Origin of the sequence: Geodermatophilus ruber, from assembly GCF_900114385.1 — a bacterium.
Taxonomy (GTDB): domain Bacteria; phylum Actinomycetota; class Actinomycetes; order Mycobacteriales; family Geodermatophilaceae; genus Geodermatophilus; species Geodermatophilus ruber.
The window spans coordinates 45,351-61,367 of the sequence record NZ_FOSW01000013.1 but is presented as its reverse complement, the minus strand read 5'-3'; the positions used below and the strand labels follow the sequence as shown (position 1 = coordinate 61,367).

At 75.1% G+C, this 16,017-nt stretch carries 10 protein-coding genes; 4 read left to right on the top strand and 6 right to left on the bottom strand.

Annotation, left to right across the window (positions count from 1 at the left end; all coding sequences use genetic code 11):
* Positions 1-25: 25 nt before the first annotated feature.
* A complete protein-coding gene (fdrA, locus tag BMZ50_RS18445; protein ID WP_091327840.1) occupies positions 26-1,681 on the bottom strand; it encodes an acyl-CoA synthetase FdrA in 1,656 nt (551 codons plus the stop codon).
* 270 nt (positions 1,682-1,951) lie between these two features.
* Here fdrA and BMZ50_RS18440 point away from each other — a divergent pair, with 270 nt between their 5' ends.
* Entirely contained in the window at positions 1,952-3,310 is a 1,359-nt protein-coding gene (locus BMZ50_RS18440) for a glutamine synthetase family protein (RefSeq protein ID WP_091328087.1), read from the top strand.
* Positions 3,311-4,450 carry an amidohydrolase family protein gene (locus tag BMZ50_RS18435; protein ID WP_091327836.1) on the top strand — a complete coding sequence of 380 codons (1,140 nt, stop codon included), beginning with the start codon at positions 3,311-3,313 and terminating at the stop codon, positions 4,448-4,450.
* Positions 4,451-4,464: 14 nt separating this feature from the next.
* On the opposite strand, the gene BMZ50_RS18430 is transcribed toward BMZ50_RS18435, so the two are convergent.
* Positions 4,465-5,934, bottom strand: a complete 1,470-nt coding sequence (locus BMZ50_RS18430) for an amidase (protein ID WP_218146334.1) — start codon at positions 5,932-5,934, stop codon at positions 4,465-4,467.
* Between the two features lie 51 nt (positions 5,935-5,985).
* On the bottom strand, positions 5,986-7,335 hold the full coding sequence (locus BMZ50_RS18425) for a cytosine permease (protein WP_218146333.1): 1,350 nt from the start codon (positions 7,333-7,335) through the stop codon (positions 5,986-5,988).
* A 156-nt stretch (positions 7,336-7,491) separates the two neighbouring features.
* Here BMZ50_RS18425 and BMZ50_RS18420 point away from each other — a divergent pair, with 156 nt between their 5' ends.
* Positions 7,492-8,730, top strand: a complete 1,239-nt coding sequence (locus tag BMZ50_RS18420) for a cytochrome P450 family protein (protein WP_091327834.1) — start codon at positions 7,492-7,494, stop codon at positions 8,728-8,730.
* 61 nt (positions 8,731-8,791) lie between these two features.
* Here the strand turns inward: BMZ50_RS18420 and lpdA are convergent, their stop codons facing one another.
* The 3 genes from lpdA to BMZ50_RS25085 are packed head-to-tail and all read right to left on the bottom strand — an operon-like array spanning position 8,792 to position 14,752.
* Positions 8,792-10,195 (bottom strand): dihydrolipoyl dehydrogenase, encoded by a 1,404-nt coding sequence (gene lpdA / locus BMZ50_RS18415; RefSeq protein ID WP_091327832.1) that lies wholly within the window; start codon positions 10,193-10,195, stop codon positions 8,792-8,794.
* A 35-nt stretch (positions 10,196-10,230) separates the two neighbouring features.
* Positions 10,231-12,933, bottom strand: a complete 2,703-nt coding sequence (locus BMZ50_RS18410) for a PEP/pyruvate-binding domain-containing protein (protein ID WP_091328082.1) — start codon at positions 12,931-12,933, stop codon at positions 10,231-10,233.
* Positions 12,934-12,964: 31 nt separating this feature from the next.
* On the bottom strand, positions 12,965-14,752 hold the full coding sequence (locus BMZ50_RS25085) for a lytic murein transglycosylase (RefSeq protein WP_091327828.1): 1,788 nt from the start codon (positions 14,750-14,752) through the stop codon (positions 12,965-12,967).
* Positions 14,753-14,990: 238 nt separating this feature from the next.
* On the opposite strand from BMZ50_RS25085, the gene BMZ50_RS18400 reads away from it, so the two are divergent.
* Complete coding sequence (locus BMZ50_RS18400) at positions 14,991-16,016, top strand: LLM class flavin-dependent oxidoreductase (RefSeq protein WP_091327826.1); 1,026 nt, start codon at positions 14,991-14,993, stop codon at positions 16,014-16,016.
* Position 16,017: the final 1 nt, after the last annotated feature.

Here is a 16,017-nt window from a genome sequence, read left to right as displayed (position 1 = left end):
CTGCGCGGCCTCATGGGTCAGTGGCTCACCTCAGCCGGGCGAGCAGGGACTGGACTCGGCGGTCACCGCCCGCGGCGGGTCGCCAGTCCAGGTGGACGATCTCGGCACCTCGCTCGAACGGCGACGTGGCGAACTCGCGCAACCCGATGTTGACGATCCGCGGTGTCTCCGAGAGCAGTCGCCGGACCGGTTCGGCCGGTGCGGGCCCGGGAGTCTTCGCCCCGGCGCGCCGCTCCACCAGGGCGAGGGCATGCCGGACCGCGGCCGCATTGCTGGGCAGCACGGTGACGCCGGCCTGCTCGAGCACGCGGATCTGCCCGCTCGCGCCCTGCGGGTCGTCGTCGGTGCCGCACACCGAGGCCACCACCGCGACGTCCCGGCCGTCGGCCTGGACCTTCGCCAGTCCCTCGACCACGGCCTGGGCGAGGGCCCCGGCGGGATCGGCCGCCGCCCCGTAGCCCAGCACCACGTCCAGGAGCAGGACTGCGGTCTCCGGGTCCTCGAGGACCGCGCCGATCTGCTGGTTCCGCGCACCCGGGTCGATCATCGGATGCGGCCGGCCGCGCGTGTACGCGTCGTCGCCCAGGTCGATCACCTCGTGACCGCGCGCACCGCTCGCCCGCCCGGTGCGCGAATCGGCGAGCAGCAGGGCGGCCTCGGCGGCCAGCGTCCCTCCCGTGTACAGGCCGGTGATCCACCGCTGCTCGGGTCGGGGCGTGACCGGCCGGCCGGCCCTGGTCCCGGCCAGTTCGACGGCAACCCTCGCGGCCTCCTCCAGCGTTCGAGCATGGCGCACGGCACCGTCGACCCGTGCGCTCCCGCGGTCCCCCAGGAGCACGGCCACGACCGGCTTGGAGAGCCCACCGGCGAGGCCCATCACCCGGTCGCGGACCCGCCGTGCCGGGGGCTTGCCGACGAGGACGATGACGTCGGTGGCCACGTCGTCGTCGAGCGCGCGCAGCCCTTGCAGGCACATGACACCCCCGACGCGAGCGCTCAGGTCTCGTCCGCCGACCCCGATCGCATGGGACACCCCGCCCCCGAGCCGGCCGATCTGGACCATGACCTCCTGAAGACCGGTGCCCGAGGCACCGACCAGTCCGATCGCCCCGTCGTCGACGGCGTTGACGAAGCCCAGGGGGATCCCGCGGATGCATCCGGTTCCGCAGTCGGGCCCCATCACGAGCAGACCGCGTTCGATCGCCCGGGTCTTGAGCGCGACTTCATCGTCGATGCTCACGTTGTCGCTGAAGACGAACGCATGGATGCCGCGGTCCAGGAGCCGATCCACCTCTCCGGCGACGTACTCGCCGGGGATGGAGACGAGACCGAGATTCACGTCGTCGAGTACGGCGACCGCCCGGTCCAGCGAACGCACGGTGGGTGGTCCGGACCGGCCGGACCTCGGCCCCCGGGGTGTCAGCAGTCCATGCGCCCGCGCCACCAGGGCCCCCGCTGCGGCGGCATCTGCGACGCCGGCCGCGATGACCAGGTCGGTCGGCCCGGCCTCGTCCAGGCCGTCGACATCGAGCCCGGCGTTCCGCAACATCTCCTTGTTCGCCGGGGTGCCCATCACGACCGACACCCGGTCGACGCCAGGAACATCCGCGAGGGCCCGGCTCAGCTGCATCAGCCGCAACGAGTCCTGGTAGGTGTTCGGCCTGACGTGGGAACAGAGCATGACCAGCTGCGCCCCCTACAACGGGATTCAAGCCTGGCGACGCCCTCGAACAGCACACAGTGCCGAAGGTCCCCGGCGCTCGGGCGGTCGGTTCCCCGTCGCGGTCGGACGAGCTGGCGTCCGTGGGTCACCGGACTTCCCTGCCCCGATGCCCGGGGCTGGGACGACGCGCGGCCCCCGGCCGGGCGCCCGGGGCGGCCATCATGACCCCATGGAGGCCCACGCCCCGGGTGGCCGGCCGCCGCCCGCCCCGTGCCGCGGGAGCCGGCGGTGAGCGCGGCCGAGGTCGTCGCCGAGGCCCGGCGGCGCGGCGTGGCGCTCGTCCGGTTCGAGTACTGCGACGTCAGCGGGATCGCGCACTGCAAGGCGGTCCACGTCGACCGCCTGCAGCAGAAGCTGCGGGAGGGCGTGAACCTCACCCGCGCGCAGATGGCCATCACCATGCTCGAGCACGTGGTGCCGATCGAGGGCATGGAACCCGTCGGCGAGATCCGGCTGCTGCCGGACCCCGGAACGTTCTCCGTCCTCCCCTGGGTGCCCGCCGGCGCCGGCCTGCTGTGCGACCAGGTGAACCACGACGGGCGCCCCTGGGGAGCCTGCCCCCGCACCTACCTGAAGCAGGCGATCGCCCGGGCGGCCGAGCACGGCGTCACCGTCCGGGCCGCCTTCGAGAACGAGTACTACCTGGCGCGCGAGGAGGACGGCCGCTTCGTCCCCGTCGACGCCCCCGGCCACGCGCCCGTGTACAGCGCGATCGGCCACGACCTCACCGCCGGGCTGACCGTGGAGACGATGGCCGCCCTCGAGGCCCAGGGGATGACGGTCGAGCAGGCGATCAACGAGTACGGACCGGGTCAGCAGGAGATCTCGGTCGGCTACACCGACGCCCTGCGCGCCGCCGACCACCAGGTGAAGTTCCGCGACGCCGTCCGCGGGACGGCCCTGCGGCACGGCCTGCTGGCGTCCTTCGCCGCCAAGCCGTATCCCGACGAGATCGGCAGCGGCGCCCACGTGCACCTCTCGCTGTGGGACGCCGAGGGCGGGCGCAACCTGCTCCACGACCCGACCGCGCCGGGCGGGCTGTCCGAGGTCGGCCGGCGGTTCGTCGCCGGCGTCACCGAGCACCTGCCGGCGCTGACCGCGCTCACCACCCCGAGCTACAACTCCTTCCGGCGGCTGCGCCCCGGCGCCTGGGCCGCCGCCACCACCGCCTGGGGGTTCGACAACCGGGAGGCCGCGGTGCGGGTCTGCTCCCCGTTCACCGGGCGGGAGGAGGAGAGCCTCAACCTGGAGGTCAAGACCTCCGACGGCAGCGCCAACCCCTACCTGTCCCTCGGCGCGCTGATCACCTGCGGTCTCGACGGCATCGCGCGCGGCCTGCAGCCCGGGGAGCCCAGCGCGCACGACCCCGCCCGCCTGCCCCCCGCCGAGCTCGCGCGCGGCAAGGTGCGCCCCCTGCCGACGACGATGCGCGCCGCCCTCGACGAGCTGGAGAAGGACGAGGTGCTGCTCGGCAGCATGGACGAGCTGCTGGCCCGCTGCTACCTCGCCGTCCGGCGCAGCGAGGACGAGGAGTTCTCGGCGCACGACGAGGAGTTCGAGCTCCGCGCGCACTTCTACCGGTTCTAGATGGTCGACCTCGCGGACGTCCCCGTCGTCGACGAGCACTGCCACCCGGTCGACGCCCGGCCGCCGGCCGATCCGGCGACCTGGCGCGGCTGCTTCACCGAGTCCCCCGACCCCCGCATGCGCGCCGAGGACGCGGCGCACACCGTCTTCTCCCGCCGGTTGGTCCGGGCCCTGGCGGCCTTCCACGGGGTGGAGGCCAGCGAGGAGGCCGTGCTGGCGGCCCGCGCCCGGCTGCCAGCCGACCGGTACGTCGCGGACCTGTTCGCCGACGCGGCCCTCGCCGGCGTCGTCGTCGATCCCGGCTACCCGAACCCGGCGACGGCACTGCCGGGGTCGGTGTTCGGCACCGCCGGTGGCGCGCACGTGCGCACCCTGCTGCGGCTGGAGCCCTTCTTCGAGCGGCTCGTGGCCGAGCACGCCCGCTACGACGACCTCGTCGCCGCCGCCTCGGCCGGGCTGGCGGACCTGCGGGCGCGCGGCGCCGCGGGGCTGAAGAGCATCGTCGGCTACCGCACCGGGCTGGCGATCGAGCGGTGGCCGGAGGCGGAGGCGCGCGCGGCCTTCGCCGCGGCCCGGTCCGCAGTGACCGGGCACGGCGCCGTCCGGCTGGGGCACAAGCCCCTGCTCGACACGCTGCTGCACCTGGCCCTCGCGGCGGCCGCGGCGCAGGAGCTACCGATGCAGTTCCACGTCGGCTACGGGGACCCCGACGCCGACCTCCGCACCGCCAACCCGCTGCATCTGCGCCCGGTCCTGGAGGAGCCGGCCTACCGGACCGCGCCGGTCGTGCTGCTGCACGGGTGCTGGCCCTACGTCCGGGAGGGCGCCTACCTGGCGTCGGTGTACGGCAACGCCCACCTCGACCTCTCCTACGCAATCCCGTTCCTGTCGACCGCGGAGCTGCGGGCCATGACCTGCGCCGCCCTCGCGGTCGCGCCGACCACCAAGCTGCTCTACAGCTCCGACGGGGCTCGGGTGCCGGAGCTGCACTGGCTGGGCGCCCGCACCGGGCGGCGGGTGATCGGCGGCGTCCTGGCCGACCTGGTGGCCGACGGCGACCTCGGCGCCGCCGACGCGCGAGTGGCCGGCGAGCGGGTCCTGCACGGCAACGCCCGCCGGCTCTACGGCGTCCCGGCCTGAGCCGGGTGCGGCCCTCAGAGGCCCCGGTCCGCCAGCAGCGCCGGCCACCTGTCCCGCCACGGCGCCGCCTCCTCGAACGCGGCGGCCGCGCGGAGCACCGCCGGGTCGTCGAGGTGGCGGCCGATGATCTGCAGGCCGACCGGCAGCCCCTCGTCGGTCCAGCCGGCCGGCACGGTCGCCGCCGGCTGCCCGGTGAAGTTCAGCGGGTAGGTGAAGTGCAGCCACTCGAAGGGCTCGACCTCCCGGCCGTCGATCTCGGTCGGGCCCTGGATGCCGATCTCGAACGGCGGCACCGCGAGGGTCGGGGTGAGCAGGAGGTCGTGGTCGCGCATCAGGCGCCACATCCGGTTGGTGACCGCCTTGCGCACCATCAACGCGTCGGTGAAGTCCTCCGCGGCCCACTCCCGCCGGAGGAACTCCACCAGGTGCGGCGTCACGTTCTCCTCGCCGATCCGGTCGACCTCCCGGCGCAGGCCACGCAGGTCGGTCTCGTTGGCCACGATCGCCCAGAAGGCCTCGTAGGGATGCGGCCAGCCCGGGGTCACCTCCTCGACGACGCAGCCGAGGTCCCGTTCGAAGACGCGGACGGCATCGCCGACGATCCGGCGGACCGCCGGGTCGACGGCCGCGTACCCCCAGTCGGGGCTGTAGGCCACCCGCCGGCCCCGGAGGTCGCCGCGCAGCGACTCCATCCAGTCGAACTCCGGCCCGGGCAGGGAGAAGCGGTCGCGATCGTCGGGGCCGGCGATGACCGAGAGCATGAGCGCGCCGTCGGCCACGGTCCGGCTCATCGGCCCGATGTGCTCCAGCGACTCCCAGCTCGACACGCCCGGGTAGCGCTCGTCCTTGGTTCCGGGGTAGAGCGGCACCCGCCCCATCGAGGCCTTCATCCCGAACAGGCCGCAGAAGCTGCTGGGGATCCGGATCGATCCGCCGCCGTCGCTGCCGATCGCGACGGGCCCCATCCCGCTGGCCACCGCCGCGCCCGACCCCGCGCTCGACCCCCCGGACGTGCGCGAGGTGTCCCACGGGTTGCGGGTGGCGGGGAAGACCGGGTTGTGGCCGACGCCGCTGTACCCGAACTCGGGCACGTTGGTCTTGCCGACCACGATCGCGCCCGCCGCCTTCAGCCGCTCGACCACGACGTCGTCCTCGTCCGGGACGAAATCGGCGTAGATCCTCGAGCCGGAGACGGTGCGCACCCCCTTGGTGCACACCAGGTCCTTGATGCCGACCGGGACGCCGGCCAGCGCGCCGACCTCCTCGCCGTCCGCCAGCGCCTGCTCGAGGCGCTCGGCATCGGCCCGCGCCTGCTCGGGGGTGGGCGTGCAGAAGGCGTGCAGGACCGGCTCCAGGCGGTCCATCCGGTCCAGGACCGCCGCGACGACCTCGGTGGGGGACAACCGCTTCGCGCGGATCTCCCCGGCCAGGGTCACCGCGTCCATGCGGCAGATGTCGTTGCCGGTCACCTGCTGTTGGGTCACCGAACCGCCCCTCTCAGTGCAGCCACGTCCGCACGGGCACCCGCCCGCCGCTCATGCCCGGCTCGATCCCGGTTCCGGCACCCGCGCCCCGGGCCGAGCGCGGTGCCCCGAGCGCCCGGTGGCCAGGACGAGGACCGCGTAGGTGAGCGCGGCAGCGAGCATCCCCACCAACACCTCGACGTACTGCGGCGCCTGGAAGTGCACGATCCCGGCCGCCAGCGCGCCGACCGCCCAGCCGGCGAAGGCCGTCCACCGGACGCCGGACGGCTCCTCCGGTACCGCAGGCCGCCGCAGCGCGTAGTCGGTGAGGATGACCGCCCCGATGGGCGGCACGAAGACCCCGAGGATGTTGAGCCAGTCCAGGAAGAGGCTCCACACGCCGGCCAGCGCGGCGACGGTGCCGACGATCCCGAGGACCACCGTCAGGAGCCGCATCCGGCTGCCGAGGATGTGGCTCCAGCCGACCGCCCCGTTGTAGAGGCAGTGGGTGCACACCGAGCCCAGGTTGACCACGATGAAGACCAGGGCGAGGGCGGAGAGCAGCCAGCCGTGCCCGGTCGCGAACACGGGCAGGAAGTTGCCGCCGTTGACCTGGGGATCGCTGATCGCGCCGGACGCGACGATCACCGCACCCACCAGGAACGCCACGAGGTTGGCCACCGGGAACGCGGACGAGGACGCCAGCACCGCGGCCCGCCCGTTCCTGGACCAGCGCGTGAAGTCCCCGGTCATCGTCCCCGAGTCGGCGAAGGTCGCCACCACCAGCGTGACGGCGGCGCCGATCGACGTGGCCGCGGCCCCGCCGCTCACCCCCGGGTAGTTCCAGACGTCGCCGAGACCCCCGGTGCGCGAGATCAGCCAGAGCGCGACGGCGGCGACGACGAGGAACAGGGGCGCGGCCACCATGCCCAGCACCGAGAGCGCGCGGATCCCGATGAAGGTGATCGCGATGAACAGGATCCCGGCGAGCAGGGTGACCAGCTTCTCGTTCCAGCCGAAGGACTGGTTGACCGTCAGCCCGGTGAGCCCGGTCTGGAACGCGAACCAGCCGACCACGATCGTGGCCAGGAAGCCGGAGGCGAGCGTGTAGCCGTACCGGCCGAAGACCCGGCCGGCCACGAGGGCGAAGTTGAGCCCCGATTCGCCCGACAGGTAGCTGAGCGCGCCCACGTAGAGCATGAGCACCACGTTGCCGAGGACGATCGCCAGGAGCCCCTGCCGGAAGCCGAGCAACGCGGTGATGACGCCGCCGAAGACCGCGCAGGTGAGGATCATCGGGAAGCCGAACCACACGGCGGCGACGGCGGGGGTGGACTTGCGGTGCGAGGCAGGGACGGGCTGGTGCTCGAATTCCGATTCCAGTTCGAGACCGCCCACGTGCTCCACGTCTGCACCGGTCACGACGGACCTCCCACCCCTGGGGTGGGCGCACGGTAGTCCTCGGCCGGGAAGGGGGTCAACGCCCGCGGCCCTCGTGGGGAACGGGCTGCGCGGGCACCCGCCTGCACGGGGACGGCCGGCTCGGAACCCTGGGCGGCCCGACGCCGTTGGTTCCACATGACGCGCACCGATGCGACGGTGGTGGCGCTGGACGAGGCGTTCTTCGCCGATCCGCACGCGGTGTACGCCACCCTGCGCACGACCAGCCCGGTCACGCGGGCGCTGACCCCGGTGGGCCTGTCCGTGTGGCTGGTGACCCGCTACGACGACGCCCGGGCGGCGCTCGCCGACCCGCGCCTGTCCAAGGACGGCGACCGGCTGGCGGCGGTGCTCGACCGGCACACGGTGACCTCGCAGCGACGGGTCTCGCTGGCCGCGGAGCTGCTCCGGCACATGCTCAACTCCGACCCGCCGGACCACACCCGCCTGCGCAAGCTGGTCGGCCGGGCGTTCACGGTGCGGGCGATCGCCGGCCTGCGCCCGCGGATCGAGCAGATCGCCACCGAGCTCGCCGACCGGATGGCCGCCGGCCCCGCCGAGGTCGACCTGCTCGACACCTTCGCGTTCCCACTGCCGATGACCGTGATCTGCGAGCTGCTCGGCGTCCCGGACGTCGACCGCACGGCGTTCCGCGGCTGGACCCGGTCCCTGCTGGCCACCGATGACGACACCCTCGAGCGCACCGCCGCCATGGCGGCCATGGCGCAGTACCTGGTCGACCTCGTCGCCGACAAGCGGGCCCGGCCGGGCGAGGACATGCTGTCGGCCATCGTGGCGGCCTCCGAGCACGCCGACCGGCTCTCCCCCGACGAGACCGTGGCGATGGCGTTCCTGCTGCTGGTGGCGGGCCACGAGACGACGGTCAACCTCATCGGCAACGGCATGCTGGCCCTGCTGCGCCGGCCCGACCGCCTGGCCGGGCTGCGCGCCGACCCCGACCTCACGCCGCGCGCGGTCGAGGAGTTCCTCCGCTTCGACGGGCCGGTCGACCTGGCCACCTTCCGGCACACCACCGAGCCGGTCGAGATCGGCGGCGTGACCGTGCCGGCCGGCGAGATCGTGCTCGTCGCCCTGTCCTCGGCCAACCGGGACCCCGCGCGCTTCCCGGACCCCGACGAGCTGGACCTGCAGCGTGAGGCCGCCGGCCACCTGGGCTTCGGCTTCGGGCTGCACCACTGCCTGGGCGCGCCGCTGGCCCGGCTGGAGGGCGACGTCGCCTTCCGCACCCTGCTCGCCCGCTTCCCCGCCATGGCGCTCGCCGTCGACCCCGCCGCGCTGACCTGGCGGTCGAGCATCCTCATCCGCGGGCTGACCCGGTTGCCGGTGCGGCTGGACGGGCAGCAGCGGCCCGCCTGACGCCCGTTGCCGCCTCGGTCCGGCCCAGGACCGGCCCGGCGGGGGGCGCCGTCCCCGGCCGTCAGAGGTTGATCATGTGGCCGGTGAGGCCGTGGAAGGCCTCCTGCAGGGCCTCGCTGAGCGTCGGGTGGGCGTGCACGTTGCGGGCGAGCTCCGTGGCCGTGAGGTCCCACTTCTGCGCGAGCGTCAGCTCCGGCAGCAGCTCGGTCACCTCGGGACCGATGAGGTGCCCGCCCAGCAGCTCGCCGTAGGTCTGGTCGGCGACCAGCTTGACGAACCCGCCCGGCTCGCCCAGCCCCTGGGCCTTGCCGTTCGCGGTGAAGGGGAACTTGGCGACGGTGACCTTCCAGCCGTTCTGGTCGGCCAGCTCCCGGGCCTGGGCCTCGGTCCAGCCGAAGCTGGCCACCTGGGGCTGGCAGAACGTCGCCCGCGGCATCATCACGTAGTCCAGCTCCTGGGTCTCCGCGCCGGCGATGGTCTCGGCGGCGACGACGCCCTGGGCCTCGGCCACGTGCGCCAGCATCAGCTTCGCGGTGACGTCGCCGATCGCGTACACGTGCGGGACGTTGGTGCGCATGCGGTCGTCGATGGCGATGGCCCCGCGCTCGGTCAGCTGGACGCCGAGCTTCTCCAGGCCGTAGCCCTCGACCCGCGGCTGGAAGCCGATCGCCTGGAGCACCTTGTCCGCCTGCAGGTCGCGGGTGCCCTTGGCGTCGGTGACGGTGACGGTGACCGACTCCCCGGAGTCGTCGATCTTCTCGACCCTGGTGGAGGTGAGCACCTCGACGCCGAGCTTGCGGTACCGCTTGGCCAGCTCCTTGGAGACCTCCTCGTCCTCGAGGGGCAGCATCCGGTCGAGGAACTCGACGATGGTGACCTTGACCCCGTAGTTGGCGAGCACGTAGGCGAACTCGACGCCGATCGCGCCCGCGCCCGCGACGATCACGCTCTTGGGCAGCTCGCGGGTGAGGATCTGCTCCTCGTAGGTCACCACCCGCTCGGAGAGCTGGGTGCCCGGCAACAGCTTGGTGGTGGCGCCGGTCGCGATGATCACGTGGTCGAAGGTGACGGTCTCCGAGCCGCCCTGCGACAGGGCCACCTGCAGGGTGTGCGGGTCGGTGAAGGCGCCCCGGCCGTCGAACTCGGTGATCTTGTTCTTCTTCATCAGGAAGTGCACGCCCTTGACCCGGCCGTCGGCCACGGTGCGGCTGCGGTCGAAGGCGGCGCCGAAGTCGAAGGAGACCTCACCGCTGATGCCGAAGGTCGCGGCCTCCGCGGTGAAGATGTGGGCGAGCTCGGCGTTGCGCAGCAGCGCCTTGGACGGGATGCAGCCGACGTTGAGGCACACCCCGCCCCAGTACTTCTCCTCGACGACGGCCACGCTCTTGCCGAGCTGCGCGGCACGGATCGCCGCCACGTATCCGCCGGGACCGGCACCCAGGACGACCACATCGAAGTGAGGCATGCCCCGAGCGTAGGGGCCGTACCGCGGCCGCGCGCCTAGCCCCGCGGCGGGGTCACCGCTACCCGGCCGTGCGTCCCGTCGACGGTGACCTCCTGTCCGCTGCTGATCCGGCCGGTGGCCCCGGGCACGCCGACGACGGCCGGGATGCCGTACTCCCGGGCGACCACGGCCCCGTGCGAGTTGGCCCCGCCCATCTCCATGACCAACCCGCCTGCGGTGAGGAACAGCGGTGTCCAGCCGGGGTCGGTCGACGGCGCGACGAGGATCTCCCCCGGCACCAGGTGCGCGCCGGTCGGCTCCAGCACGACCCGCGCCGGGCCGGTGACCGTCCCGGCCGAGGCCGGGGTGCCCACGAGGGCGTCGCCCGCCGCAGCCGGCCCGGCCGACCGCGCCTCCGGCTCGGTCCCGTCGCCGAGCAGCACGCGCGGCACGTGCCGGCGGCCGGTCTCGCGGTCGTACGCGCCGCGCCGGGCGGCGACCACATCGCGCAGGTCCCGGCCGGCGAGCGCGGCCGCGACCTCGGGCAGGTCCAGGAAGAACACGTCGTCGGCCCTCGCGAGCACGCCGGCCGCGGAGAGCTCCGCGCCGATCGCCTGCAGCTGCGCCCGTACCCGGGCGAAGGTGCCGATGACGAGGTACTTCGGCAGCTCACGCAGGCCGGCGAGCTGCCGGGCCCGGTCGAGGGCCAGGGCGACGGCGCGGGCGCGCAGCCGGCCCCGCCGCCGGGCGCGGGCGGTGAGCGTCGCGACCATCGCCCCGGCCTCCGCGGCGCCGCGGGCGAACACCGCGTCCGGCGCGCGGCGGGGGTCGTCCAGCTGCAGGTAGTTGGCGAGCACACCGAGGACGTGGGTCGGGTCCTCCGCCCAGCGGGGCACCCCGACGTCGATCTCGGCCACGGTGCGGAACCCGTAGCGGTCCAGGAACCCGCCCAGCTCCCGCTGCAGCACCCCGGGCAGCGTGCCGGCCCGGTAGCGCCCGGCCAGCTCCGCGGCCGGCTCGCGGCGCAGCGCCTCGGCGGCCGCCGGGTCGGCGCGCACCGCGGTCGCCACCCGCCACAGCTCGAGGTCCATCTCGGTGGTCACGTTGTGCGGCAGGCCGCGCAGGACCGTGGCGAGGTCGCCGGGCCGGGCGTCGGCCCCGAGCAGCCGGCCGGCCAGGCCGAGCAGCGCGAAGCCGGTCGCCGCTGCCGGTGCCACCCGCGGCGCCATCGGCGCGAGGGCGTTCCCGAGGAGGCGGACGACGGCGTCCAGCCGCTGCGCCGCGGGCACCGGGCCCGCCGGCCACTGCACCGGCGCCCTCCTGCCGAGGCGGGCCATCCGCCGCCGGGCGGCGGCGGGGCTGGCCACGGCCTGGGCAACCTGCAGCGGGACGCCGAAGCGCACCGCCAGCAGCACCAGCCGCCGCACGACCGGCGCCCAGGAGGGGTGCGTCACCGAGAGCCGCGGATCGTCGAGCAGGCCGCGGAGCACCACGGCCGAGCGGGCCTCCATGACGTCGAGGACGCGCGGGAACACCATCCGGCCGGGTGCGCTGCGCAGGATGAGCGTGACGTCGAGGAACAACCGCCCGGCGGCCTCGCCGACCCGCGGCGGCCCCGCGACGGCGTCGGCCGGTGGATGGCCGTACAGCCGGGCCACCGACGAGCCGACGACGCGGAACGCGGAGATCCCCATGGGCGTCAGCGGCCGGGTCAGCCCTTGCGCCAGGCTGAGGCAGAACCACACCTGCAGCCCGCCGTCCTGGGCGCCGCCGGACGGGACCGGGAACAGCGTGGTGATCGGCCGCGCCTGGGTCAGCCACAGGACGCCGTCCGCGTCGATCGCCCACTCGATGTCCTGCGGCCGCCCGAAGCGCTCCTGGACGCGGGTACCGAGCCCGACCAGCGCCCGCAGCTGCGCGTCGCTGAGACAGGCGGTGCCCGAGGCCGGCCGGACCACCGTCTCGGTGCCGCCGCCGGGGCGCGCCCGGACCGACAGGCGCTTGTCCCCCAGCCGCCGCACGAGCACCGTCCCGGTGGCGGTGTCGACCTCGAAGTGGTCGGGGTTGACGGCGCCGCTCACCACGGCCTCGCCCAGCCCGGGGCTCGCGTCGACGACGCTCACCCCCCGGGCCCCGGTGACCGGGTCGGCGGTGAACAGCACCCCTGCCACCGCGGCGTCGACCATCCGCTGCACCACGACCGCGATCCGGACCTCGGTGGGCGGGATGCCGTGGCGCACCCGGTAGAGGACCGCCCGGTCGGTCCACAGGGAGGCCCAGCACCGGTGGACCGCGTCGAGGACGGCGTCGACGCCGACGACGCCGAGGTAGGTGTCCTGCTGGCCGGCGAAGCTGGCGAAGGGCAGGTCCTCCGCGGTGGCCGAGGACCGGACCGCCACCGGCGCGCGCTCGCCGAGCTCGCGGTAGGCGGCCGTGATCGTGCGGGCGATGTCCGGCGGCACGGCGGTGGACAGGATCCGCTCCCGCGCCCGGCCGGCCAGCTCCACGGCTCCCGCCTGGTCGTCGGCGGCGGTGCCGGCCAGCCGGTCGAGGATCCCGGTCAGGTCCGCCGCGGTCGCCAGCTCGCCGTAGGCCTCCGTCGTCACGCAGAAGCCCTCGGGCACCGGGAAGCCGGCCACGATCAGCTCACCGAGGGAGGCGGCCTTGCCCCCGGCCTGCGGCAGGGCGGCCGTGTCGAGGTCGCGCAGGGCGACGACGGCGGGCCGGCTGCCCGTCCGCAGCTGCGGGGCTGTGTCCATCGCGCGGTCCATCGCGCACCTCCCACGCCCGCTACCCGGTCGGCTCCGCGCCGGCCGGGCAGCCCTCCACGGGCGCGGGCAGGCCGGAGAAGCTCTGCAGCGCGCCCAGCAGCACGGCCGCGTCATCGGCCCCGAGGACGACGGTGACGCGCGGCACCGCGTCCGCGCGCAGCAGCCCCATCGTGCCGAGGGCGGCGGCCAGCCGCTCGGCCTGCGCGCGCTGGTCGGCCGGGTACTCGATCGCCGAGGTCGCGGAGGCGGGGTCGTCGGTGGCGGTGCCGACGACGATCCCGCCGCTCGCGAGGCGGGTGGCGGCCTGGGTCGCCGTGGCCGGGTTCCCCGTGCCGTTGACGAGGTCCACGGTGCTCGGCCCGGCCGGGGCCGGCGGACCAGCGCACGCCGGGGGCGGAGGTGGCGGGGGCGGGGGCGGCGGGGGCGGGGGTGGCGGAGGTGGCGGGGGGCTCGGGGTGTCGGGCGGCGTGGCCGTCGGGGTCGGCGTCTCGGACGGCGTGGCCGTCGGGGTCGGCGTCTCGGGGGGCGTGGCCGTGGGCGTCTCGGACGGCGTGGCCGGGGGCGTCTCCGGGGGCGTGGCCGGGGGCGTCTCGGACGGCGTGGCCGGGGGCGTCTCGGACGGCGTGGCCGTCGGGGTCGGCGTCGGCGTCTCGGACGGCGTGGCCGGGGGCGTCTCGGACGGCGTGGCCGTCGGCGTCTCCGGGGGCGTCTCCGGGGGCGTGCTCGTGGGCGTCTCGGACGGGGCTGGGATCTCGGAGGGGGCCGGGATGTCGCTCGGGCTGCCGGGTGCGGTCGGCCCCGCCGCGACCGGCGGGGGCGCGGGCTGCGCGGGCGGGGGCTGCGCGGGCGGGGGCGCGGGCTGCGCGGGCGGGGGCGGCGGGGTCGCGGGCGGGGGCGGCGGGGCCGCGGGCGGCGGGAGCTCATCCACCGCGGGCGGTGGCGCCGGGGCGGCCGGCGGGATCGTGGGCGGCGGCGTCGGCACCCGGGACGGGATGCGCGGCGGGGACGTGCCGGCATAGGTGGCGGCGAGGGTCAGCACCGTCGCCACGTAGCTCTGGGAGTGGTTGTAGGCGAACACCGCGCGCGCCTGGTTCCGCAGGGAGGACAGCTCCCCGCCGGCGGCGCAGAGGTAGCGCGCCGTCGCCACGGCCGCGTCGTAGATGTTGAACGGGTCGCGGCGGCCGTCGCCGTTGCCGTCGCTGCCGTAGCGGAACCAGCTCGTCGGGATGAACTGCATCGGCCCCACGGCCCGGTCCAGCCGCGCGTCCCCGTCGAGCCGCCCCTCGTCGGCGTCCCAGATCAGCGCGGTGCCGCGACCGTCCAGCGCCGGACCGATGATCGGCGGCGTGGATCGCCCGTCGGTGCCCAGCACCGCGCCGCCGAAGCGGCCGTGGTTCGACTCCACCCGCCCGATGGCGGCGATCAGGGGCCAGCCGATGGAGCACGAGGCCGGAGCGGTGGCCGCCGCGCGGGTGTAGGCGTCGAGCGCGGTCGCGGGCACGCCGTTCGCGGCCAGCGCCGAGGCCGCCCGGGTGGCGTACGGCGGCCGGTTCGCGCCGGCCGACCCGGCCACCGCCGGCGACGACGAGGGGGGCACCGCGCCCGGCGGGGTCGACGCGGTGCCGGCGGGAGCCCTCCCCGGGGTCGGATCCGGGCGGGTCGACGACGTGGCGCCCGCGGGCGGGGTCGCCTCGCCCGCGGGCGCCGCGTCGTCGGACTCCGGGAGCGCGACGAGTGCCGCGGTGAGCCCCGCGGTGACGACGGTTGCGGCCGCCCACCGGACGAGGCGGTGCGTTCGCGCGCTCACCCCGCGGCTCCGGACGGGACGAGGGCGGGTGCGAGCTCGTCAGGCACCGGAGCCTCCTTGGCCGCCGTCGGTGTCCCGTTCGCGTCGGCCAGTGGCCGCCGGGAGCCACTCAACCGTCTTCCCCGTGGCCGCCGTAGGGCTGAACGTCCCTGCGGGACCCGAGCCGGACGGTGGAGCCGCAGCTCAGCGGGTGAAGACCGGTCGGGCATGATCCGGGCACTGGATCAAGGAGGCGCGCATGCCGTCACCCTCGGTGCCGCTGCAGAAGCTCGGTTTCCTCACCATCGGCCTGTTCGACGGGGCCGACCCCGGGCCCGGGCACGAGAGCACGCTGGCGGTCATCGAGCTGGGCGAGCGGCTCGGCTTCGACAGCGCCTGGGTGCGCCACCGCCACCTGCAGTACGGCATCTCCTCGCCGGTCGCCGTCCTGGCGGCCGCGACCCAGCGCACCCGGCGCATCGGGCTGGGCACCGCCGTCATCCCGCTCGGCTGGGAGAACCCGCTGCGGCTCGCCGAGGACCTCGCCACGGTCGACGTCCTCTCCGGCGGGCGGCTCAACCCGGGTATCAGCGTCGGGCCACCGATGCACTGGGCGGACGTGAAGGACGCCCTGTACCCCGACACCGCCGACGTCGAGGACTTCGGCTACGAGCGCGTGGCCCGGCTGCTGCGGTTCGTCCGCGGCGGGCGCGCCGCCACGTTCAGCGGCCGCGAAGGGGTCGTCGAGGAGTGGTCGGACCGCGTGCAGCCGCAGTCACCGGGCCTGGCAGGCCGGATGTGGTACGGCGGCGGCAGCCGGAGCTCGGCCCGGTGGGCCGGCGACCACGGCATGAACTTCCTGACCAGCAACGTGGTCAGGGCCGAGGACTCGACGGACTTCGCCGCGATCCAGCGGTCGCACATCGAGACGTTCCGGGCCGCGCACCCGGACGGCGACGCCGCCCGGGTGTCGCAGGGGCTCGTGGTCATCCCCACCGACAGCGCCACGGCCGAGCAGCGCGCGAGGTACGCCGCCTACGTCGAGGCACGCACGCCCCGGATCGGGATCCCGCAGGGGCCCGGCGGGCTGCTCTTCGCCCCGGACCTGCTGGGCACCTCGGAGCAGATCGCGGAGGCGCTGTACGCGCACGCCGGGTTCCAGCAGGTCCGCGAGGTCGCCTTCGCACTACCGTTCAGCTTCGCGCACGAGGACTACGTGCAGATCCTCACCGACATCGCCACCCGGCTGGGGCCGGCGCTGGGCTGGCAGCCGGCCGCGGAGTGAG

What these genes read in the sequence shown, in the direction of transcription:
- fdrA (WP_091327840.1), bottom strand. Translation starts at nt 1,681, where the DNA reads ATGCTCTGTTCCCACGTCAGGCCGAACACCTACCAGGACTCGTTGCGG.
- BMZ50_RS18435 (WP_091327836.1), top strand. Translation starts at nt 3,311, where the DNA reads ATGGTCGACCTCGCGGACGTCCCCGTCGTCGACGAGCACTGCCACCCG.
- BMZ50_RS18420 (WP_091327834.1), top strand. Translation starts at nt 7,492, where the DNA reads ATGACGCGCACCGATGCGACGGTGGTGGCGCTGGACGAGGCGTTCTTC.
- lpdA (WP_091327832.1), bottom strand. Translation starts at nt 10,195, where the DNA reads ATGCCTCACTTCGATGTGGTCGTCCTGGGTGCCGGTCCCGGCGGATAC.
- BMZ50_RS18410 (WP_091328082.1), bottom strand. Translation starts at nt 12,933, where the DNA reads ATGGACACAGCCCCGCAGCTGCGGACGGGCAGCCGGCCCGCCGTCGTC.
- BMZ50_RS18400 (WP_091327826.1), top strand. Translation starts at nt 14,991, where the DNA reads ATGCCGTCACCCTCGGTGCCGCTGCAGAAGCTCGGTTTCCTCACCATC.